Origin of the sequence: Citrobacter sp. RHBSTW-00017 (genome assembly GCF_013797615.1) — a bacterium.
In the GTDB taxonomy this organism is placed as follows: domain Bacteria; phylum Pseudomonadota; class Gammaproteobacteria; order Enterobacterales; family Enterobacteriaceae; genus Citrobacter; species Citrobacter braakii.
Map to the genome: position 1 here is coordinate 3,374,306 of NZ_CP056899.1, position 19,710 is coordinate 3,394,015.

Annotated in this window: 19 protein-coding genes and 1 riboswitch; of the genes, 9 read left to right on the forward strand and 10 right to left on the reverse strand. The window is 52.0% G+C overall.

The window, feature by feature from the left end; genetic code table 11:
* Window positions 1-130 precede the first annotated feature (130 nt).
* The 5 genes from cecR to HV037_RS16425 are packed head-to-tail and all read left to right on the forward strand — an operon-like array spanning window position 131 to window position 5,772.
* Window positions 131-808, forward strand: a complete 678-nt coding sequence (gene cecR, locus HV037_RS16405; protein WP_016152358.1) for a transcriptional regulator CecR — start codon at window positions 131-133, stop codon at window positions 806-808.
* Window positions 805-1,800, forward strand: coding sequence for a secretion protein HlyD (gene hlyD, locus HV037_RS16410; RefSeq protein ID WP_047415256.1), 996 nt, complete (start codon window positions 805-807; stop codon window positions 1,798-1,800). The genes cecR and hlyD overlap by 4 nt, the downstream gene beginning before the upstream one ends.
* Complete coding sequence (locus HV037_RS16415) at window positions 1,793-3,529, forward strand: ATP-binding cassette domain-containing protein (RefSeq protein ID WP_103283655.1); 1,737 nt, start codon at window positions 1,793-1,795, stop codon at window positions 3,527-3,529. The genes hlyD and HV037_RS16415 overlap by 8 nt, the downstream gene beginning before the upstream one ends.
* Window positions 3,522-4,655 carry an ABC transporter permease gene (locus tag HV037_RS16420; RefSeq protein WP_016156059.1) on the forward strand — a complete coding sequence of 378 codons (1,134 nt, stop codon included), beginning with the start codon at window positions 3,522-3,524 and terminating at the stop codon, window positions 4,653-4,655. The genes HV037_RS16415 and HV037_RS16420 overlap by 8 nt, the downstream gene beginning before the upstream one ends.
* 10 nt (window positions 4,656-4,665) lie before the next feature.
* Window positions 4,666-5,772 carry an ABC transporter permease gene (locus HV037_RS16425; protein ID WP_016156058.1) on the forward strand — a complete coding sequence of 369 codons (1,107 nt, stop codon included), beginning with the start codon at window positions 4,666-4,668 and terminating at the stop codon, window positions 5,770-5,772.
* Here HV037_RS16425 and HV037_RS16430 read toward each other — a convergent pair.
* Window positions 5,734-6,144 carry a YbhQ family protein gene (locus tag HV037_RS16430; RefSeq protein ID WP_016152353.1) on the reverse strand — a complete coding sequence of 137 codons (411 nt, stop codon included), beginning with the start codon at window positions 6,142-6,144 and terminating at the stop codon, window positions 5,734-5,736. The genes HV037_RS16425 and HV037_RS16430 overlap by 39 nt on opposite strands.
* A gap of 131 nt (window positions 6,145-6,275) precedes the next feature.
* On the opposite strand from HV037_RS16430, the gene HV037_RS16435 reads away from it, so the two are divergent.
* Genes HV037_RS16435 through HV037_RS16445 form a run of 3 tightly spaced genes read left to right on the forward strand, consistent with a single transcriptional unit; the run spans window position 6,276 to window position 9,237 of the window.
* Window positions 6,276-7,037: an endonuclease/exonuclease/phosphatase family protein gene (locus HV037_RS16435; RefSeq protein ID WP_047415253.1), complete on the forward strand. Its 762-nt coding sequence runs from the start codon at window positions 6,276-6,278 to the stop codon at window positions 7,035-7,037.
* Window positions 7,034-8,275: a cardiolipin synthase ClsB gene (clsB, locus tag HV037_RS16440; RefSeq protein ID WP_016156056.1), complete on the forward strand. Its 1,242-nt coding sequence runs from the start codon at window positions 7,034-7,036 to the stop codon at window positions 8,273-8,275. Before HV037_RS16435 ends, clsB begins: the two co-directional genes overlap by 4 nt.
* Window positions 8,275-9,237, forward strand: coding sequence for a YbhN family protein (locus tag HV037_RS16445; protein ID WP_016152350.1), 963 nt, complete (start codon window positions 8,275-8,277; stop codon window positions 9,235-9,237). The genes clsB and HV037_RS16445 overlap by 1 nt, the downstream gene beginning before the upstream one ends.
* A gap of 39 nt (window positions 9,238-9,276) precedes the next feature.
* Here HV037_RS16445 and HV037_RS16450 read toward each other — a convergent pair whose 3' ends face one another.
* From HV037_RS16450 to moaA, 6 genes are all read right to left on the reverse strand, one after another.
* Window positions 9,277-9,981 carry a Bax inhibitor-1/YccA family protein gene (locus HV037_RS16450; protein ID WP_003831536.1) on the reverse strand — a complete coding sequence of 235 codons (705 nt, stop codon included), beginning with the start codon at window positions 9,979-9,981 and terminating at the stop codon, window positions 9,277-9,279.
* Window positions 9,982-10,022: 41 nt separating this feature from the next.
* Complete coding sequence (gene moaE, locus HV037_RS16455) at window positions 10,023-10,475, reverse strand: molybdopterin synthase catalytic subunit MoaE (protein ID WP_046274634.1); 453 nt, start codon at window positions 10,473-10,475, stop codon at window positions 10,023-10,025.
* A 1-nt stretch (window position 10,476) separates the two neighbouring features.
* Window positions 10,477-10,722: a molybdopterin synthase sulfur carrier subunit gene (gene moaD, locus HV037_RS16460; protein WP_103283654.1), complete on the reverse strand. Its 246-nt coding sequence runs from the start codon at window positions 10,720-10,722 to the stop codon at window positions 10,477-10,479.
* On the reverse strand, window positions 10,715-11,200 hold the full coding sequence (gene moaC, locus HV037_RS16465; RefSeq protein ID WP_003035188.1) for a cyclic pyranopterin monophosphate synthase MoaC: 486 nt from the start codon (window positions 11,198-11,200) through the stop codon (window positions 10,715-10,717). The genes moaD and moaC overlap by 8 nt, the downstream gene beginning before the upstream one ends.
* Before the next feature lie 2 nt (window positions 11,201-11,202).
* A complete protein-coding gene (moaB, locus tag HV037_RS16470) occupies window positions 11,203-11,715 on the reverse strand; it encodes a molybdenum cofactor biosynthesis protein B (RefSeq protein WP_016152347.1) in 513 nt (170 codons plus the stop codon).
* 19 nt (window positions 11,716-11,734) lie between these two features.
* Complete coding sequence (gene moaA / locus HV037_RS16475; RefSeq protein ID WP_016152346.1) at window positions 11,735-12,724, reverse strand: GTP 3',8-cyclase MoaA; 990 nt, start codon at window positions 12,722-12,724, stop codon at window positions 11,735-11,737.
* A riboswitch (molybdenum cofactor riboswitch) is annotated at window positions 12,712-12,857 on the reverse strand. Its footprint overlaps the gene before it by 13 nt.
* Before the next feature lie 392 nt (window positions 12,858-13,249).
* On the opposite strand from moaA, the gene yvcK reads away from it, so the two are divergent.
* On the forward strand, window positions 13,250-14,158 hold the full coding sequence (yvcK, locus tag HV037_RS16480) for a uridine diphosphate-N-acetylglucosamine-binding protein YvcK (RefSeq protein ID WP_016152345.1): 909 nt from the start codon (window positions 13,250-13,252) through the stop codon (window positions 14,156-14,158).
* A gap of 58 nt (window positions 14,159-14,216) precedes the next feature.
* Here yvcK and nhaC read toward each other — a convergent pair whose 3' ends face one another.
* The 3 genes from nhaC to uvrB form a co-directional block, all read right to left on the reverse strand.
* The gene (gene nhaC / locus HV037_RS16485; RefSeq protein WP_049043054.1) at window positions 14,217-15,683 is read right to left on the reverse strand and encodes a Na+/H+ antiporter NhaC; all 1,467 of its coding nucleotides are present in this window, start codon (window positions 15,681-15,683) and stop codon (window positions 14,217-14,219) included.
* A gap of 15 nt (window positions 15,684-15,698) precedes the next feature.
* Window positions 15,699-16,910, reverse strand: a complete 1,212-nt coding sequence (locus HV037_RS16490) for an aminotransferase class I/II-fold pyridoxal phosphate-dependent enzyme (protein WP_103283653.1) — start codon at window positions 16,908-16,910, stop codon at window positions 15,699-15,701.
* Between the two features lie 316 nt (window positions 16,911-17,226).
* Entirely contained in the window at window positions 17,227-19,248 is a 2,022-nt protein-coding gene (gene uvrB / locus HV037_RS16495) for an excinuclease ABC subunit UvrB (protein WP_016152344.1), read from the reverse strand.
* Between the last annotated feature and the right edge of the window lie 462 nt (window positions 19,249-19,710).

Genomic DNA, 19,710 nt, shown 5'->3' on the forward strand with positions numbered 1-19,710 from the left:
CGGAGTGTAGCAGTTTTTGTGATGTGCCGCATAAATTATCCCTGCGCTGAAAAATAACGGTCCGGACTGGACAAGGTTACACATCAGTCATAATCTTAATCAATCGATTGATTAAGATCTGAGTCGTGCTATGAATACACCCACCATGACAACCAAAGGTGAACAGGCGAAAAATCAGCTTATTGCCGCCGCGCTGGCGCAGTTTGGCGAGTATGGTCTGCACGCCACTACTCGCGATATCGCCGCGCAAGCCGGGCAAAATATTGCTGCCATCACCTACTATTTTGGCTCAAAAGAGGATTTATATCTCGCCTGCGCCCAGTGGATTGCGGATTTTATCGGCTCACAGTTTCGCCCGCATGCTGAAGAAGCCGAGCGTCTGTTTGCTCAGCCGGAACCGGATCGTGGCGCGATGCGCGAACTGATCCTCCGCGCCTGCAAAAATATGATCATGCTGTTAACCCAGGACGATACCGTTAACCTGAGCAAATTTATTTCGCGCGAACAGCTTTCCCCCACCGCGGCTTATCAACTGGTGCACGACCAGGTTATCAATCCGCTACATACTCACCTGACGCGCCTGATTGCTGCCTATACCGGCGGCGATGCCAACGATACCCAAATGATCCTGCACACCCACGCCCTACTCGGCGAGGTACTGGCCTTTCGTCTGGGGAAAGAAACCATTCTGTTGCGTACGGGCTGGTCACAATTTGATGAGGATAAAACCGCGCTGATTGACCAAACGATCACCTGTCACATCGATCTTATTCTGCAAGGTTTAACGCAAAGGAGTCTGGAGTCATGAAAAAACCTGTCGTTCTCGGGCTGGTCATCGCGGCCCTCGTTGCCGTGATTGCCGGTGGAACGTGGTGGTATCAAAGTCGGCAAGATAACGGTCTGACGCTGTACGGCAATGTCGATATCCGTAGCGTCAACCTGAGTTTTCGCGTCGGCGGCAGGCTGGCCTCGCTGGCGGTTGACGAAGGCGATGCCATTACCGCCGGTCAGGTGCTGGGCGAACTGGACCGTGCACCGTACGAAAACGCATTAATGCAGGCAAAAGCGAATGTTGCCGCCGCCCAGGCGCAATACGATCTGATGCTGGCAGGGTATCGTGAAGAGGAGATCGCGCAAACCGCAGCGGCAGTCAAACAGGCGCAGGCAGCCTATGATTACGCGCAAAACTTTTACAATCGGCAGGTGGGATTGTGGAAAAGCCGCACTATCTCCGCCAACGATCTGGAAAACGCCCGTTCATCACGCGATCAGGCGCTGGCCTCTCTGAAGTCCGCACAGGATAAACTCAGCCAATACCGCAGCGGTAATCGTGTTCAGGACATTGAGCAGGCGAAAGCCACGCTCGAACAAGCTCAGGCCGAGCTGGCCCAGGCAGAGCTTAATTTGCATGACACCACGCTGACCTCGCCGTCTGACGGCACGTTACTCACCCGTGCGGTCGAACCCGGCAGCATGTTGAACGAAGGGGGCACGGTACTGACGCTGTCACTCACGCGTCCGGTATGGGTTCGCGCCTACGTTGACGAACAAAATCTGAGCCAGGCGCAGCCAGGACGCGAAATCCTGCTTTACACCGATGGCCGTCCGGACAAACCGTATCACGGTAAAATCGGCTTCGTGTCGCCCACCGCGGAGTTTACCCCAAAAACAGTCGAGACCCCTGACCTGCGCACCGACCTGGTTTATCGCCTGCGTATTGTGGTGACCGACGCGGACGATGCGCTGCGCCAGGGAATGCCGGTAACGATAAAGTTCAGCGATGAGGCACGGCATGAATGACGCCGTCATTACGCTGAATGGACTGACGAAAAACTTTGCCGGAATGGATAAACCGGCCGTCGCCCCGCTCGACTGTACCGTTCATGCGGGCTACGTGACCGGGCTGGTCGGGCCGGATGGCGCTGGCAAAACCACGCTGATGCGAATGCTGGCAGGGCTGTTGAAACCCGACGCCGGTAGCGCAACGGTGATTGGTTTTGATCCCATCAAAGACGACAGCGCGCTGCATGCGGTACTGGGTTACATGCCGCAGAAATTTGGTCTGTATGAAGATTTGACCGTCATGGAGAACCTCAATCTCTATGCAGATTTACGTAGCGTTACCGGTGAAGCGCGAGAAAAAACCTTTGCCCGGCTACTGGAATTTACCTCGCTGGGGCCGTTTACCGGACGACTGGCCGGCAAGCTTTCCGGCGGCATGAAGCAGAAGCTCGGACTTGCCTGTACGCTGGTCGGTGAACCCAGCGTGTTACTGCTGGATGAGCCTGGCGTGGGCGTCGACCCTATTTCCCGTCGCGAACTGTGGCAAATGGTTCATGAGCTGGCCGGGGACGGCATGCTGATCCTCTGGAGCACTTCGTATCTGGATGAAGCTGAACAATGCCGTGATGTGCTGCTGATGAACGAAGGTGAATTGCTGTATCAGGGCGATCCCACTCAGCTTACGCAAACCATGTCGGGTCGCAGCTTCCTGATGAGCAGTTCGCAGGAAAATAACCGCCGACTGCTGCAACGCACGTTAAAACTGCCGCAGGTTAGCGACGGGATGATTCAGGGGAAATCCGTCCGCTTAATCCTGAAAAAAGAAGCGACGGCCCAGCAGATTCAAAACGCTGACGGCATGCCGAAGATAACCATCAACGAAACCGCCCCCCGCTTCGAGGATGCCTTTATCGATTTACTCGGCGGGGCCGGAACATCGGAGTCCCCGCTGGGCGCTATCCTGCATACCGTGGAAGGCACGCCAGGTGAAACGGTGATCGAAGCCAAAGCGCTGACCAAAAAATTTGGCGATTTTGCCGCTACCGACCACGTAGACTTTGCCGTGCAGCGCGGCGAGATTTTTGGTTTGTTAGGACCCAACGGCGCGGGCAAATCCACCACCTTTAAAATGATGTGCGGCCTGCTGGTCCCCACCTCGGGTAAAGCGCTGGTGCTGGACATGGACCTGAAGGTCAGCTCCGGTAAAGCGCGCCAGCATCTGGGCTATATGGCGCAAAAATTCTCCCTGTATGGCAACCTGACGGTTGAACAGAACCTGCGCTTTTTCTCCGGCGTCTACGGCCTGCGCGGTCGGGCGCAGAAGGAGAAAATCGAGCGGATGAGCGAGGCATTCGGCCTGAAGAGTATCGCCTCCCACGCCACCGACGAACTGCCGCTGGGCTTTAAACAGCGCCTGGCGCTGGCCTGTTCGCTGATGCATGAACCCGACATTCTGTTCCTCGATGAACCCACTTCCGGGGTCGATCCCCTCACCCGTCGGGAGTTCTGGTTACATATCAACAGCATGGTGGAAAAAGGCGTCACGGTGATGGTGACCACCCACTTTATGGATGAGGCAGAATACTGCGATCGCATCGGGCTGGTGTATCGCGGCAAACTGATTGCCAGCGGTACGCCGGACGACCTGAAAGCTCAGGCTGCTGACAGTGAGACGCCAGACCCGACCATGGAACAGGCCTTTATCACGCTAATCAATGACTGGGATAAGGAGCATACGCATGAGTAACTCCGTTCTCTCCTGGCGTCGCGTACGCGCGCTGTGCGTGAAAGAGACGCGCCAGATCGTCCGCGATCCCAGCAGTTGGCTGATTGCGGTGGTAATCCCGCTGCTGCTGCTGTTTATCTTCGGCTACGGGATCAACCTCGACTCCAGCAAGCTGCGGGTAGGGATTTTGCTCGAACAGCAAAGCGAAGAGGCGCTGGATTTTACCCATACCATGACCGGTTCACCGTATATTGACGCCACCATCAGCGATAACCGTCAGGAATTGATTGAGAAAATGCAGGCCGGGCGCATTCGCGGGCTGGTGGTGATCCCGGTGGATTTCGCCCAGCAGATGGCGCGCCCCAACGACGTGGCGCCGATCCAGGTGATCACCGACGGCAGTGAACCGAATACCGCTAACTTTGTGCAGGGTTATGTCGAAGGCATCTGGCAGATTTGGCAACAACAGCGGGCGGAAGATCGCGGAGAATCATTTGAACCTTTGATCGACGTGCAGACACGCTACTGGTTTAACCCGGCGGCCATCAGCCAACATTTTATTATTCCCGGGGCGGTAACCATCATCATGACGGTTATTGGCGCTATCCTCACCTCATTAGTGGTGGCGCGCGAATGGGAGCGCGGAACCATGGAAGCGCTGTTGTCTACCGAAGTCACCCGCGTCGAACTGCTGCTGTGTAAACTGATCCCCTATTACTTTCTGGGCATGCTGGCGATGCTGCTGTGTATGCTGGTGTCGGTGTTTATTCTCGGCGTGCCCTATCGCGGTTCGTTGCTGATCCTGTTTTTCATTACCAGCCTGTTCCTGCTCAGCACGCTCGGCATGGGGTTGCTTATCTCCACCATCACCCGCAACCAGTTTAACGCCGCGCAGGTCGCGCTAAACGCCGCCTTCCTGCCCTCGATTATGCTGTCAGGTTTTATCTTCCAGATAGACAGCATGCCGGCGATTATCCGGGCAGTAACCTATATTATTCCGGCTCGTTATTTCGTCAGCACCCTACAAAGCCTGTTTCTGGCGGGAAATATTCCGGTGGTGCTGATTATCAACGTGCTGTTTTTAATCGCTTCGGCGGTGATGTTTATTGGCCTGACGTGGCTTAAAACCAAACGTCGGCTGGATTAAGGGGACGGGCATGTTTCATCGCTTATGGACATTAATTCGTAAAGAGCTGCAATCGCTGTTACGTGAACCGCAGACGCGAGCCATTCTGATTTTACCGGTGCTGATTCAGGTTATTCTGTTCCCGTTCGCGGCCACGCTGGAAGTCACCAACGCCACTATCGCTATCTATAACGAAGACAACGGTAAACATTCGGTGGAACTAACCCAGCGCTTCGCTCGCGCCAGCGCCTTTACGCACGTTCTGCTGCTGAAAAGCCCGCAGGAGATCCAGCCCACCATCGACACGCAAAAAGCCCTGTTGCTGGTGCGCTTCCCGGCCAACTTTTCGCGTAATCTGGATACCTTCAAGCAGGCTCCCATGCAGATTATTCTCGACGGGCGTAACTCTAACAGTGCGCAAATTGCCGCGAATTATCTGCAGCAGATCGTTAAGGAGTATCAGCAGGAGCTGATGGACGGCAAGCCGAAACCGAACAACAGCGAGCTGGTGGTGCGTAACTGGTATAACCCGAATCTGGATTACAAATGGTTTGTGGTTCCGTCGCTGATCGCCATGATCACCACCATCGGCGTCATGATCGTCACTTCGCTCTCGGTTGCCCGCGAGCGCGAGCAAGGCACGCTGGATCAGCTGCTGGTCTCCCCGCTTACCACCTGGCAGATATTCATCGGTAAAGCGGTGCCCGCGTTAATTGTGGCAACGTTTCAGGCCACCATTGTGCTGGCGATCGGCATCTGGGCTTATCACATTCCGTTTGCCGGTTCACTGGGGTTGTTCTATTTCACGATGGTGATTTACGGGCTGTCGCTGGTCGGCTTTGGTCTGCTGATTTCATCACTGTGTGCCACCCAGCAGCAGGCGTTTATCGGCGTGTTTGTGTTTATGATGCCGGCGATTTTACTTTCAGGCTACGTCTCGCCGGTCGAAAATATGCCGGTCTGGCTACAGAATCTGACGTGGATAAACCCAATCCGCCATTTTACGGACATCACGAAACAGATTTACCTGAAGGATGCGAGTCTGCAGATTGTGTGGGGAAGTTTGTGGCCGCTGTTGGTGATAGCGGCCACGACCGGCTCAGCGGCGTATGCGATGTTTAGACGCAAGGTGATGTAGCTTTTTGTCTTTCGCCAACAGCGAGACCACGGCGGGTCCGGCAAGGATCACCAGCCCCGCCAGGGCCAGCAAGACGTTGTTTTGCAGCACGCGCGACAGCAACCACAGTACGATCATCGCGGCACCGAAATACCACGTGGTAGTCAGTTCTTCCAGCACATCAGCTACGTCTCGCCAGCGCTGTTCATGGTGACGTTGCAAGGCCAGCATTAATAAAACCGTTACGCCGTAAACGACGCATAATCCCAGGCCGACGCGCACCAGCGTACCGCTCATCCAGCCCATTACCAGCAACGCCACTACCAGTAAATGCAACACAATCTGCCAGCAACTTAGACCCGTTGCGACACGAACACGTTGTTGCCACCTCATGGCTTTTCTCCTGAAGGATTTTCAACTAATTATTCAGAGTACCGGACTTTACGGAAAATTCCGCAACACCGCATCTTTTTGTGACGACGACTACACTATTTTATTTAGGAAGTAACGCCAACGGGAGGCTCATGAGCGGATCGGGAGTTCAATTTTCATTCAATGTGCTCACCATTAATACTCACAAAGGGTTCACCGCCTTCAACCGGCGTTTTATTTTGCCTGAGCTACGGGAGGCTGTCAGAACGGTCGGTGCAGATATTGTCTGCCTGCAGGAAGTCATGGGCGCGCACGATGCTCACTCGCTGCAGATTGAAAACTGGCCGGATACCACCCACTACGAATTTCTGGCGGACACCATGTGGAGCGACTTCGCCTACGGGCGTAACGCCGTGTACTCGCAAGGGCATCACGGTAACGCGGTGCTGTCGCGTTATCCTATTGAACATTATGAAAATCGCGATGTGTCCGTCGGCGCGAGTGAAAAGCGCGGGGTCCTCTACTGCCGCATCGTGCCGCCAATGCTCTCGCACCCAATTCATGTCATGTGCGTGCATCTCGGTTTGCGTGAAGCACACCGTCAGGCCCAGCTCGCTATGCTGGCTGACTGGGTCAATGCCCTGCCCGACGCGGAGCCCGTGGTGATCGCCGGAGATTTTAACGACTGGCGGCAAACGGCCAATCACCCGTTGAAAGCCAGGGCCGGCCTTGACGAGATTTTTACCCGCGCCCACGGTCGCCCGGCGCGGACGTTTCCGGTGCAGTTTCCCCTGCTGCGTCTGGACAGGATCTATGTGAAAAACGCGAATGCCAGTACCCCAACGACGCTGGCGCTGCGTCACTGGCGACATTTGTCCGATCATGCCCCCCTGAGTGCGGAGATTCATTTATGAAAAATGGCTGGCGTGAAGGCAATCAAATTCAGCTGCTGGAAAACGGCGATCAATACTATCCCGCCGTCTTTGACGCCATTGCACAGGCACAGCAAAAAATTATCCTTGAGACCTTTATCTGGTTTGAAGATGCGGTCGGAAAACAGCTGCATGCCGCCTTGCTCGGAGCCGCCCAGCGCGGAATCCAAGCAGAGGTGCTGCTGGACGGTTACGGCTCGCCGGATCTTAGCGACAGTTTTGTCGAAGAGTTGACCGTAGCAGGCGTTGTTTTCCGCTACTACGATCCGCGCCCGCGTCTGTTCGGTATGCGCACCAATCTCTTTCGCCGTATGCATCGCAAAATTGTGGTCATTGATGATCGTGTTGCCTTTGTCGGCGGTATTAATTATTCCGCTGAACACATGTCTGATTACGGTCCCGAGGCCAAGCAGGATTATGCCGTTCGCGTGGAAGGTCCTGTCGTGGCCGACATCCTGAAATTCGTGCTGGATAACTTACCGGGACAGAGCGCCGTACGACGCTGGTGGCGACGTCATCACCGGGCAATTGAGAATCATCGGCCAGGCGAAGCGCAGGCGCTGTTTGTCTGGCGCGATAACGAAGAGCATCGCGATGATATTGAACGCCACTATTTGAAAATGCTGACCCAGGCCCGGCGGGAAGTGATCATTGCCAATGCCTATTTCTTTCCGGGTTATCGCCTGCTGCATGCCCTACGAAAAGCTGCGCGACGCGGCGTTCGGGTAAAACTCATCGTCCAGGGTGAACCGGATATGCCGATTGTGAAAGTGGGTGCCCGCCTGCTGTATAACTATCTGGTTAAAGGCGGCGTCCATGTCTATGAATACCGGCGTAAGCCCCTGCATGGTAAAGTCGCGCTAATGGACGATCATTGGGCGACGGTAGGTTCCAGCAATCTCGACCCGCTCAGTCTGTCGCTCAATCTGGAGGCAAATCTTATTATTCATGACCGCACGTTTAACCAGACCCTGCGTGACAACCTGAACCCCATTATTGCGCAGGACTGCAAGCGAGTTGATGAATCAATGCTGCCAAAACGCACCTGGTGGAACCTGACCAAAAGCGTGCTGGCCTTCCACTTTTTACGCCACTTCCCGGCGCTGGTCGGCTGGCTACCGGCGCATACCCCGCATCTGGCCGAGGTAGCCCCCCCCGCACAGCCAACTCTGGAAACCCAGGATCGTATTCCAACTGAGGATGCAGGAGGGGAAACCTGATGCCAAAAAACCACCGACGCTGGCGCTTAGCGAAAAAGATCCTCACATGGCTATTTTTTATTGCGGTCATCGTATTGCTGGTCGTTTATGCCAGTAAGGTCAACTGGCAGGAAGTGTGGACGGTAATTCGCGATTACAATCGGATCGCCCTGCTCAGCGCCGTAGGGCTGGTGATCGTCAGTTATTTACTTTACGGCTGCTATGACTTGCTCGGGCGCTACTACTGCGGGCACAAGCTGGCAAAACGCCAGGTCATGCTGGTGTCGTTTATCTGTTACGCCTTCAACCTGACGTTAAGCACATGGGTGGGCGGTATAGGGATGCGTTATCGTCTCTACTCGCGTCTCGGATTACCGGGGAGCACAATTACGCGAATTTTTTCACTGAGCATTACCACCAACTGGCTGGGCTATATTCTGCTGGGCGGTTTTATTTTCACTTTCGGCGTTGTTGAACTGCCCGCGCACTGGTATATCGATGAAGGTACGCTACGCCTCTTAGGCATTGCGCTGCTGCTGATGATTGTTGTTTATCTGTGGTTTTGCGCTTTCGCTAAACATCGCCACATCACCATCAAGGGCCAAAAACTGGTACTGCCCTCCTGGAAATTTGCCCTCGCGCAAATGGCGATATCCGGTACTAACTGGATGGTAATGGGGGCGATTATCTGGCTGTTGCTGGGTCAGAATATCAACTATTTCTTCGTGCTGGGCGTACTACTGGTGAGCAGTATTGCCGGTGTTATCGTGCATATTCCGGCGGGGATTGGTGTGCTGGAGGCGGTCTTTATGGCGCTGCTGGCAGGAGAGAATACCTCTCAGGGGACAATCATTGCCGCCCTGCTCGCGTATCGCGTGCTGTACTATTTTATTCCGCTGCTGCTGGCGCTGATGTGCTATTTGCTGCTGGAGAGTCGGGCGAAAAAGTTGCGGGTAAAAAACGAGAAGGCGATGGCGAAATGATTCACCGGATGGCGGCTTACGCCATCCGGCAACAGAGAATTAACGACGATTGCCGAAGATACGCAGCAGCATCAGGAACAGGTTGATGAAGTCCAGATACAGCGTTAAGGCCCCAAGAATCGCGTATTTACGCAGATTGGAGCTGTCACGCAGGTCGATCTGCTCACCGATATTTTTCAGCTTCTGCGTGTCATAAGCGGTCAGGCCGACAAACACAATCACCCCAATATAGGTCACCGCCCACATCAGCGCTTCGCTCTTCAACCAGAAGTTAACCAGCGAGGCCAGCACAATACCGATCAGCGCCATAAACAGCATATTGCCGAAACCGCTGAGATCGCGTTTGGTGGTGTAGCCGTACAAACTCATGATCCCGAACATCCCGCCGGTGACCACGAAGGTGCTGGCGATAGACGAGTAGGTATAGACGATAAAAATGCTTGATAGCGTCAGCCCGGTTAATGCCGAATAGAGCATAAACAGCGTGGTCGCCATTCCCGCGCTGAGCCTTTGCACCATGCCGGACAGGACGAACACCAGCGCTAGCTGGGCGATGATCAGTCCAAAGAAGGTGATTTTGCTGGAGAAGACAAACATCATCACCGCGGGCGTATTTGCCGCATACCAGGCGATAAACGCCGTCAGCAACAGTCCGCAGGTCATCCAGCCGTACACCTGCGCCATATACGTTTGCAGGCCGGAACGGGCCTGTACAATAGAATCGGATCGTGGGAATCGGTCCATGACAATCTCCTGAATCAGTATGAGCCTACACCAATTGTACTCTACCAGCGTTTTGCTGCTAGCTTATCGCTGTCGCGGGCATCAACCCAGCGCTCACCTTCTGGCGTGGCCTCGCGCTTCCAGAACGGTGCGCGGGTTTTCAGATAATCCATAATGAACTGCCCGGCATCAAACGCGCTACTGCGATGCGCACTGGTCACGCCAACAAAAACGATTTCGTCACCCGGCCACAGTTCGCCAATGCGATGAATGACCGTTACTCGTCCCAGCGGCCAGCGCGCACGCGCTTCGTCGACAATCTCCGCCAGCGCTTTTTCGGTCATTCCCGGATAGTGTTCCAGCGTTAACGCCTGCACGCTATCGCCGAGATTGTGATTGCGGACTTTACCGGTGAAAGTGACCACCGCGCCATCTTCATCGCGTTCGGCCAGCCAGGGATACTCATCCCCGACGCTGAACGGCGCATGACCAACAACAATTCGCGTTTCAGCCATCTTAGCCTCCGGTTACCGGTGGGAAGAAAGCCACTTCGTCCCCCACCTTAAGGCGATGGTCAAAACTGACCAGCGTCTGGTTTACCGCGGCCAGCAGCTTGCCGTCTTCCAGCGCCAACGCCCAGCGATCGCTTTTTGCCGCAAGACTCCGGCGCAGCGCTTCTACCGTTGCAAACTCAGCGGCGACTTCTATCGCATCCGTGTTCACCAATTCCCGTACCTGAGCAAAGAAAAGAACCTTAATCATGCGCATCCACCTTAAAATCTCCCGATTTACCGCCGCTTTTAGCCAGCAGACGCACCGGACCAATCACCATATCCTTTTGCACCGCTTTGCACATATCGTAGATGGTCAACGCCGCCACGGAGGCCGCCGTTAACGCTTCCATTTCGACGCCGGTTTTCCCGGTCAGGCGACACAGCGTTTCAATGCGTACGCGGTTGTGTTCCGGCTCGGCGTGCAGATTAACTTCAACCTTGCTCAACATCAGCGGATGGCACAGCGGGATAAGATCCCAGGTCCGTTTGGCGGCCTGAATACCGGCAATACGCGCCGTGGCGAAAACGTCGCCCTTATGGTGGCTGCCGTCGATAATCATCGCCAGCGTTTCGCTACGCATGGTAACGAATGCTTCTGCACGCGCCTCGCGTACGGTTTCCGCTTTGGCGGAGACATCCACCATATGCGCTTCGCCAGCGGCGTTAATATGAGTCAGTTGCGACATACTTATTTCTTCAAATGTGGGTGGAAATTACACGGACGCGTACGGGCATCGAGCTGCGGCGCAATGATATTTTCCCATGCGGTACGACACGCCTTAGTCGACCCAGGCATGGCGAAAATCAGCGTTTTGTTGGCCACTCCGGCAATCGCCCGGGATTGCAGCGTCGCGGTGCCAATCTCTTCAAACGACAGCATACGGAATACTTCACCAAACCCTTCGACTTCTCTGTCGAACAGCGGCTGCAGCGCTTCTGGCGCCTGGTCCCCTTCGGTTAAGCCCGTGCCGCCTGTAATGAGCACGACCTGCACATCCTCACTGGCAATCCATGCAGAAACCTGGGCGCGAATGGCGTAGCGGTTCTCTTTGACAATAGCCTTGTCGACAATCTGATGACCCGCCTCTTGCGCCGAGTCACGCAGATAATGGCCGGAGGTGTCATCTTCTTCGCCGCGACGGTTGGAAACAGTAAGAATAGCAATGCGTGTCGGGATAAATTCAGCGCTTACCTGACTCATGAAAAACTCCTTTTAGCGATCAGCCGCCAATGTAAGATAAGTTTTGCGTAATACCGGTATTGTTCTGATGCAGGAAATGAGTCTGCTTTTTCTCCAGCAGCGCGGCTGAAATGCGTTCTTCCAGCGCCGACTGCTGAGCGTCATCTTCCAGCAAATCACGCAGGCTTACGCCGCCTTCACCAAATAAACACAGATGCAGCTTGCCGACAGAGGAAACGCGCAGACGGTTGCAGGTGGCGCAGAAGTCTTTCTCATAAGGCATGATCAGACCAATTTCACCAGCATAGTCAGGATGACAGAAAACCTGAGCTGGGCCGTCGCTGCGCTGTCGGATCTGGTGGATCCAGCCGCGACGCAGCAGCTCATCGCGCAGGACCTGGCCTGAGATATGGTGTTTACGGAAGAGAGAGCTGCCCTCGCCCGTTTCCATCAGTTCAATAAAGCGTAGTTGGATAGGACGGGGCTGAACCCACGCCAGGAAGGTGTCCAGTTGATGATGGTTTACGTCGCGCATCAGCACGGTATTGACTTTCACTTTTTCAAAACCCGCATCAAAGGCGGCGTCAATGCCTGCCATCACCTGCTGAAATTTGTCCTGCCCGGTAATGGCGTGAAACTGACGGGCATCGAGGCTGTCGACGCTGACGTTAAGTGCGGTCAGTCCGGCATCGCGCCAGGCAGCGGCATCACGCGCCAGACGATAACCATTAGTGGTCACCGCAATCTGACGGATGGCGTGGTTTTCGCGCACGGCGGCGATAATGTCGGTAAAGTCGCGACGCAATGAAGGTTCGCCCCCTGTCAGACGCACTTTTTCCGTTCCCAGACTGGCGAACGCGCGCGTGACGCGGCGAATTTCATCAACGGTCAAAAAGCCGTTATTGGTGACACCGCCGGGCTTATAGCCATCCGGCAGGCAGTAGGTGCAACGAAAGTTACACACATCGGTAATCGACAAACGTAAGTAGTAAAACTTACGTGCGAAAGCATCGGTAAGTTGAGAGCCCATGTACACCTTTCCAAATACGGGAGACGTAGTCATTTCTTCCTACGCCCTGGTGACAAACTTATTCAAGTATTGTCACGGCCAAAGCACCGTATCATTTGACCCAGGTGCAGAGGCTAGAGTGTTTATTCTCGTCATACTTCAAATTGCAGAAGCGTGGGCTTTGTTCATTCACCCCAGTCACGTACTTATGTCCGCTTACGGGGGATTCTCTCCCTCACTGCCTTCCTGCAACTCAAATTATTCAGAGTACATTGTGGTTATGCCGATACTAGCGTGTAAATGACGCTTTTGCCATGTACACTTTCGCTGTATAAACACATACATAGCGACATAATCGTGCAATTTCGCTACAGAATAAGCAAAAACCACAGTTTTGCATTGATATACATCATCTTGCCGGCAGGTGAATCTCGTCAGAAAGGAGTAGATCGCAGAAAAAAATTACGCCAGATTCCGCCTGGATAATTGCTGAAAACACACTATTTACGTTACTGTAGCGCCGATCAATTGATATCAGGAAAATATATGCGCACTCGCACGCTGGCAGATCTGGACCGCGTTGTCGCTCTCGGCGGAGGGCATGGACTGGGACGCGTTCTCTCCTCTCTTTCCCCTTTAGGTTCACGCCTGACAGGGATCGTCACCACGACCGATAACGGCGGGTCGACAGGTCGTATTCGTCGCTCTGAAGGAGGGATTGCCTGGGGAGACATGCGTAACTGTCTGAACCAGTTAATTACTCAACCCAGCGTTGCATCCGCCATGTTTGAGTATCGTTTTGGCGGTAATGGTGAGCTTTCCGGGCATAACCTCGGAAATCTGATGTTAAAGGCGCTCGATCACCTCAGTGTGCGGCCTCTGGAAGCCATCAATTTAATTCGTAGCCTGCTGAAAGTTGATGCACATTTAATTCCGATGTCGGAGCTGCCGGTGGATCTGATGGCTATCGACGATCAGGGACATGAAGTCTATGGCGAAGTGAATATCGATCAGCTCACCATCCCGCCTCAGGAACTGATGCTGTCGCCAAAAGTCCCCACCACGCGGGAGGCAGTTGAAGCTATCGCCGAAGCGGATTTGATTTTGATAGGACCCGGCAGTTTTTACACCAGCCTGATGCCGCTCCTGCTACTCGACGAATTGGCGCAGGCATTACGTCGCACACCTGCCCCGATGGTCTACATCGGCAATCTGGGTCGTGAGTTAAGCCTGCCAGCAGCCAGCCTGACGCTTAACGATAAGCTGGCAATCATTGAACAGTACGTTGGCAGGAAAGTGATTGATGCGGTGGTTGTGGGCCCGAAAGTAGATGTATCCACCGTTACCGACCGCGTTGTTATTCAGGAAGTGCTGGAAGCCAGCGACATTCCCTACCGCCATGACCGCCAGCTATTGCATTACGCGCTGGAGAAAGCGGTACAGGCGCTGGGGTAATCCCAAGTGCGTGATTAGCATACAATCCTCATCGTAATGAGGATTGTAGCTTACTGCATTAACCTCTCAGCACAGGTACCTGCTCGGCGGATATTGGCTCTTCGTATCTTGTGCCAAAATTAGACCACCGGGCAAGAATGGCAAAGAATACGGCCATAACCAGGCAACTTAAATTGAACAAAACCCAGGGTGCATAATCCAGCGTCGCCACCCCCAGCGTTTTCGCCATGAACATACCAGATATTGTCCAAGGGAAAAGCCCTTCAAGTAGCGTGGCTCCAGACTCCATTGATCGGGACATATTAACCATATGCAATTTTTTGTTTTTAAAACAAGGATCATAAATATTCTTCACCAGAAAGAAACTGATGACTGCATTGCCAGTGCAGGCAACTAATAAAGAACTTGTGAACATTGTCGCCAACAGAGTACTGGTCACCGTTTTTAATTTCTGAACCAGTCGCCCAAGCAGTACATTAAGGCCACCAGAAACATCAAGTGCCGAAGCGAACATAAATGCACAAAGCATAACCACAATTGGGCTAACCATTGAATACATACCGCCACGATTAAGCAATATATTAATATTTTTAGTCGTAGATTCATTCATCGCGACATCTGAAAAATTGCTGATCATATTGGTATTAAAGCCATTAATCGATGCTTGAACAAGGTCCATCATGGTAAACGGCTGAAAAATTGCGCATATTGCCAGAGCAAAAAAAGAAGATGCGATCAAAACAATAATGGTATCCCATTTTTTTATCGCACCAATAAAGACCAGCAATGTCGGTAATATTAATAAAGGGTTAAGCCAGAATAATGAGTTTAGCGCTTTTTTCATGACCGGGATAGTATCTAGTTGGATTGAATTTACCACATTTAAATCTAACCCCGCGATATAAAACCCCAGGCAGGCAAACAAAAAAGCAGGAACCGATGTATACAACATATTTCTAATACTTTGATAAAGCTCAGCCCCCGCAGCTAACGCGGCCATGTTTGTGGTATCTGATAAAGGAGATAATTTATCACCAAAATAGGCACCGGAGATAACGGCTCCAGCAGTAATCGGCAATGACACATTCATCGCCGCAGCAACGGCAACCAACGCCACACCAATTGTTCCTGCGGAACCCCATGAAGTGCCTGTAAATGTCGAGATGCAAACCGTCACTAAAAAAGCTGTAAGATATAAGTAAGCTGGGTTGATAATTTCCAGGCCATAATAGACCATTAACGGAATGGTACCACTAACCATCCAGCATCCAATCAACATACCGATCGACAGTAGAATTAACATTGCAGGGACGGCATCTTTTATTTTTTCTATAAAAGTCTGGAGAATTTCCTTCCAGCCCGCGCCATAGTATCTGGCAAAAAAACCTGTAATAATCGTAATAACAATTAAGATAAATTCAACTGGGTAATTTAAAATCCCAATACCAATGAAGAAAACCAGAAAAATAGCCACTAATAACATCAATGCTGCATAAAAGCTCGGTTGCTTATTTGTGCTTACCATGTTATTTTCCCGCTATTAATATGTTTTTATAGAATCAAACGCATTCTCTAAGTCCGCGATTAACACCTCTGGAGATTCCTGTCCAATTGAAATCCTAATTAAACCAGGCGCCATCCCATCTTTGCATATTACATCCTGGTTATAACCGCGATTTGGAGAAATAATCAGGCTTTCATATCCCCCCCAACTGCACCCCGGTTTGAAAATTCTACAACTATCAATGATGGCTTTAACTTTTTCAAAACTGCCATCTTTAAGTTCAAAACTAATGAGACCAGAAGTACCAAACATTTGTTGTGAAACAATTTCACGTTGTTTTGCATCTGCCATAAGGGGGTGACAGATATTCTCAACCTCTGCTCTGCTATTGAGAAAAGTAAGAATTGCATAGGTATTATTCTGATGTTGTCTCATGCGCAGCGGTAACGTTCGTAAACCGCGAATCACTAGCCATGCACTATCCGGGGCCAGCACTGCGCCAAGAAGCTGATGTGAAAAATCACGAATAATATCAAGATAGACTTTTGCGCCTACTACAGCACCCGCCGTTAAATCACTGTGACCGCCGATATATTTAGTACAAGAGTGGAGCACTAAATCGAAACCAAGAGTCAATGGCTTTTGGAAGAGTGGCGTAGCCCATGTATTATCAATGGCAGTAATAATATTATTCTCTTTCGCCAACCCTGCTATCATCTGCAGATCCACAACTCGCATGGTCATTGTTCCTGGGGATTCCGTGTATATCATGCGAGTATTCGGCTTTATTTTCTGCCGAATATCCTCGACATCGCCACTGAGAACAATGTCATAGTCAATACCAAAGCGTTGTTGCATTTGCTTCACCAGCGCAACTGTTGGACCATAAACATTATTCACCAGAATAATATGGTCGCCACTTTTCAGCAGGCCAAACAATGTTGCACTTATCGCGCCCATGCCCGATCCAAAAACTTTGCAGGCCGCGCCACGCTCCAACGCTGCCAGTTTATGTTCTAACAGTTCCGTTGTTGGGTTAAGCCCCCGGGAATAGATGTAACGTTCAGCTTCGTGTTGCATATCATCACAGTATTGCTGATAGCTCGGCTGCACAAACAGACTGGTTTTTACTAGCGGAGGGCTGACTGCACCATAATTTTTCTGGTGTTGTTCACCAACTCCAGAACATATCATGGCGTCCTGAACGGCATAATCATTCTCAGCGTAATTGCATATTATCTCTTTCATAATTTTCCTTTATATTTTCGTCAGGGAAATTTCTATAACAGGACAATTATAAAAAAAAGGAACAATGACAGCCTTTTGCTTGCTGCCAAAATGCTGAAAGAATCGTCAGAAATGTAAAGAATAAAACGATGAGGTTCACAAAGCTGAAAAACAAAAATCAATTCAGCAAAGAATCAATTAGAGTGAGCGCATTAATTTTAAGAATAATAAATGGCAATAGAAAAACGAATAATATAATTATAAGTGATAATACATTCTGTATTTTTCCAATCGCCATGGCATTTACGCGATGGCGAATTGGAAAGTGGAAACAATCTTACGATGCCGCGATAAACAACTCGCGCAACTGATGCAACTGGTCGCGGATTGTCGCAGCCTCTTCAAATTCAAGATTCTGCGCATGCTGCATCATCTGCCCTTCCAGCTCATGAATCTTCTGCTGCAGCGCTTTTGGCGTCATATCCAGTTCGACAATTTCAGACTTCGCGCCTGCGCGTGACTTCCCTTTGCCTTTCGCCTTAGTCTTCGCAATATTCTGACCCAGCGCCAGAATATCGACCACTTTCTTGTTCAGCCCCTGCGGCGTAATACCGTGTTCTTCGTTGTAGAGCTGCTGTTTCTCACGACGGCGTTCAGTTTCACCTATCGCCTTAGCCATTGAGGCGGTAATTTTGTCGCCGTAGAGAATAGCCTTCCCGTTGATATTACGCGCCGCACGACCGATGGTCTGAATAAGCGAACGTTCAGAACGCAGGAACCCTTCTTTGTCTGCGTCCAGAATCGCCACCAGTGAGACCTCAGGCATGTCCAGACCCTCACGTAACAGGTTGATACCCACCAGCACGTCAAACTCGCCCAGACGCAGGTCACGAATGATTTCCATACGTTCCACGGTATCGATGTCTGAGTGCAGATAGCGCACCCGCTCACCGTGCTCTTCGAGGTATTCGGTGAGATCCTCTGCCATCCGTTTCGTGAGCGTAGTGACCAGCACACGTTCGTTAATCGCCGCACGGATGCGGATCTCAGACAGCAGATCGTCAACCTGCGTCGCCACCGGGCGTACCTCAATGATAGGATCCAGCAGGCCGGTCGGTCGTACTACCTGATCGACGACGTCATCACCGGATTTCTCCAGTTCATAGTTGCCCGGCGTCGCTGAGACGTAGATGGTCTGCGGGGCCAGCGCTTCAAACTCTTCAAATTTAAGCGGACGGTTATCCAGCGCCGACGGCAGACGGAATCCGTATTCGACCAGAGTCTCTTTACGCGCCCGGTCACCACGATACATACCGCCAATTTGCGGGATAGTGACGTGGGATTCATCCACCACCAGCAGGCCGTCGGCAGGCAGGTAATCAAACAGCGTCGGCGGCGGCTCGCCGGGGCCACGCCCGGACAGATAGCGGGAGTAGTTTTCAATCCCCGAGCAGTAACCCAGCTCATTCATCATTTCCAGATCGAACTGCGTACGCTGACTTAGCCGTTGTTCTTCCAGCAGTTTGTTATTTGCCAGCAGGACCTTGCGCCGCTCTGCCAGCTCAACTTTGATTTCTTCCATCGCCTGCACGATACGTTCGCGCGGCGTCACGTAGTGCGTTTTAGGATAGATGGTGTAGCGCGAAATCGTGGATTCAACCTGCCCGGTAAGCGGGTCAAACAGCGATAAACGTTCGACCTCTTCATCAAACAATTCCACGCGCAGCGCGATATCGTCGGATTCAGCCGGGAAAATGTCGATCACTTCACCACGCACGCGGAAGGTTCCGCGCTGAAATGCCTGATCGTTGCGGGTATATTGCAGTTCCGCCAGGCGACGCAGGATCGCACGCTGGTCGATAATCATCCCCACCGTCAGGTGCAGCATCATTTTCAGATACAGATCCGGATCGCCCAAACCATAGATAGCGGAAACTGACGCGACGACAACGACATCCCGACGTTCCAGCAGCGCTTTGGTCGCCGACAGACGCATTTGCTCAATATGTTCGTTAACCGAGGCATCCTTCTCGATGAAGGTGTCAGAACTTGGAACGTAGGCTTCCGGCTGATAATAGTCGTAGTAGGAGACGAAATACTCCACCGCGTTATCCGGGAAGAACTCTTTCATCTCACCGTACAGCTGCGCGGCCAGCGTCTTATTGGGAGCCAGCACCATGGTAGGCCGCTGCAAGTCCGCAATTACGTTAGCGATGGTGAATGTCTTCCCCGAGCCCGTCACCCCCAGCAGCGTCTGATGCGCCAGACCATCCTCCAGCCCTTCTTCCAGACGGCGAATAGCCTCAGGCTGATCGCCAGAGGGTTTAAAAGCGGAATTTAGTTTGAACGGTTTACTCATGAGCAGCTACCTGAAGCAATGGGCGGGCAGGTGTGTAATTTTACTCGCAGTCGTATATTTTGCCAGTAAAATATACTGGATGAAAAAACAGTAACGCACCAGAATATTTCTGATACGCCATCAGAATGACCGTGACCGCAGGCTAAAATTTGGCCTCAGACAAGATAAAACACCAGCAAAAACGTGTTATCCCCAAAGCAATGACTTTTTTAACATTTGTCAAGCCGCCCGATGAAAGTTTTGTGGCAACGCATGACACTTCTGCGACAGCCATTGATTTTATCTAACATTCTGTAATTTAATGACTATTATCCCGAGCCGTCTTTCGCATCAATTTAGTCGCAGGCCGCGTCTTCTCTCGCTTACATTGTGTTTTCTAACTCTAATACACAAGGTTATCCACAGGAATAGTGGATAACTGCCTCCAGCCCGTATGGACTGTAGCCTGGCAAAAACGTCCTC

What these genes read in the sequence shown, in the direction of transcription:
- cecR (WP_016152358.1), top strand. Translation starts at nt 131, where the DNA reads ATGAATACACCCACCATGACAACCAAAGGTGAACAGGCGAAAAATCAG.
- hlyD (WP_047415256.1), top strand. Translation starts at nt 805, where the DNA reads ATGAAAAAACCTGTCGTTCTCGGGCTGGTCATCGCGGCCCTCGTTGCC.
- HV037_RS16415 (WP_103283655.1), top strand. Translation starts at nt 1,793, where the DNA reads ATGAATGACGCCGTCATTACGCTGAATGGACTGACGAAAAACTTTGCC.
- HV037_RS16420 (WP_016156059.1), top strand. Translation starts at nt 3,522, where the DNA reads ATGAGTAACTCCGTTCTCTCCTGGCGTCGCGTACGCGCGCTGTGCGTG.
- HV037_RS16425 (WP_016156058.1), top strand. Translation starts at nt 4,666, where the DNA reads ATGTTTCATCGCTTATGGACATTAATTCGTAAAGAGCTGCAATCGCTG.
- HV037_RS16430 (WP_016152353.1), bottom strand. Translation starts at nt 6,144, where the DNA reads ATGAGGTGGCAACAACGTGTTCGTGTCGCAACGGGTCTAAGTTGCTGG.
- HV037_RS16435 (WP_047415253.1), top strand. Translation starts at nt 6,276, where the DNA reads ATGAGCGGATCGGGAGTTCAATTTTCATTCAATGTGCTCACCATTAAT.
- clsB (WP_016156056.1), top strand. Translation starts at nt 7,034, where the DNA reads ATGAAAAATGGCTGGCGTGAAGGCAATCAAATTCAGCTGCTGGAAAAC.
- HV037_RS16445 (WP_016152350.1), top strand. Translation starts at nt 8,275, where the DNA reads ATGCCAAAAAACCACCGACGCTGGCGCTTAGCGAAAAAGATCCTCACA.
- HV037_RS16450 (WP_003831536.1), bottom strand. Translation starts at nt 9,981, where the DNA reads ATGGACCGATTCCCACGATCCGATTCTATTGTACAGGCCCGTTCCGGC.
- moaE (WP_046274634.1), bottom strand. Translation starts at nt 10,475, where the DNA reads ATGGCTGAAACGCGAATTGTTGTTGGTCATGCGCCGTTCAGCGTCGGG.
- moaD (WP_103283654.1), bottom strand. Translation starts at nt 10,722, where the DNA reads ATGATTAAGGTTCTTTTCTTTGCTCAGGTACGGGAATTGGTGAACACG.
- moaC (WP_003035188.1), bottom strand. Translation starts at nt 11,200, where the DNA reads ATGTCGCAACTGACTCATATTAACGCCGCTGGCGAAGCGCATATGGTG.
- moaB (WP_016152347.1), bottom strand. Translation starts at nt 11,715, where the DNA reads ATGAGTCAGGTAAGCGCTGAATTTATCCCGACACGCATTGCTATTCTT.
- moaA (WP_016152346.1), bottom strand. Translation starts at nt 12,724, where the DNA reads ATGGGCTCTCAACTTACCGATGCTTTCGCACGTAAGTTTTACTACTTA.
- yvcK (WP_016152345.1), top strand. Translation starts at nt 13,250, where the DNA reads ATGCGCACTCGCACGCTGGCAGATCTGGACCGCGTTGTCGCTCTCGGC.
- nhaC (WP_049043054.1), bottom strand. Translation starts at nt 15,683, where the DNA reads ATGGTAAGCACAAATAAGCAACCGAGCTTTTATGCAGCATTGATGTTA.
- HV037_RS16490 (WP_103283653.1), bottom strand. Translation starts at nt 16,910, where the DNA reads ATGAAAGAGATAATATGCAATTACGCTGAGAATGATTATGCCGTTCAG.
- uvrB (WP_016152344.1), bottom strand. Translation starts at nt 19,248, where the DNA reads ATGAGTAAACCGTTCAAACTAAATTCCGCTTTTAAACCCTCTGGCGAT.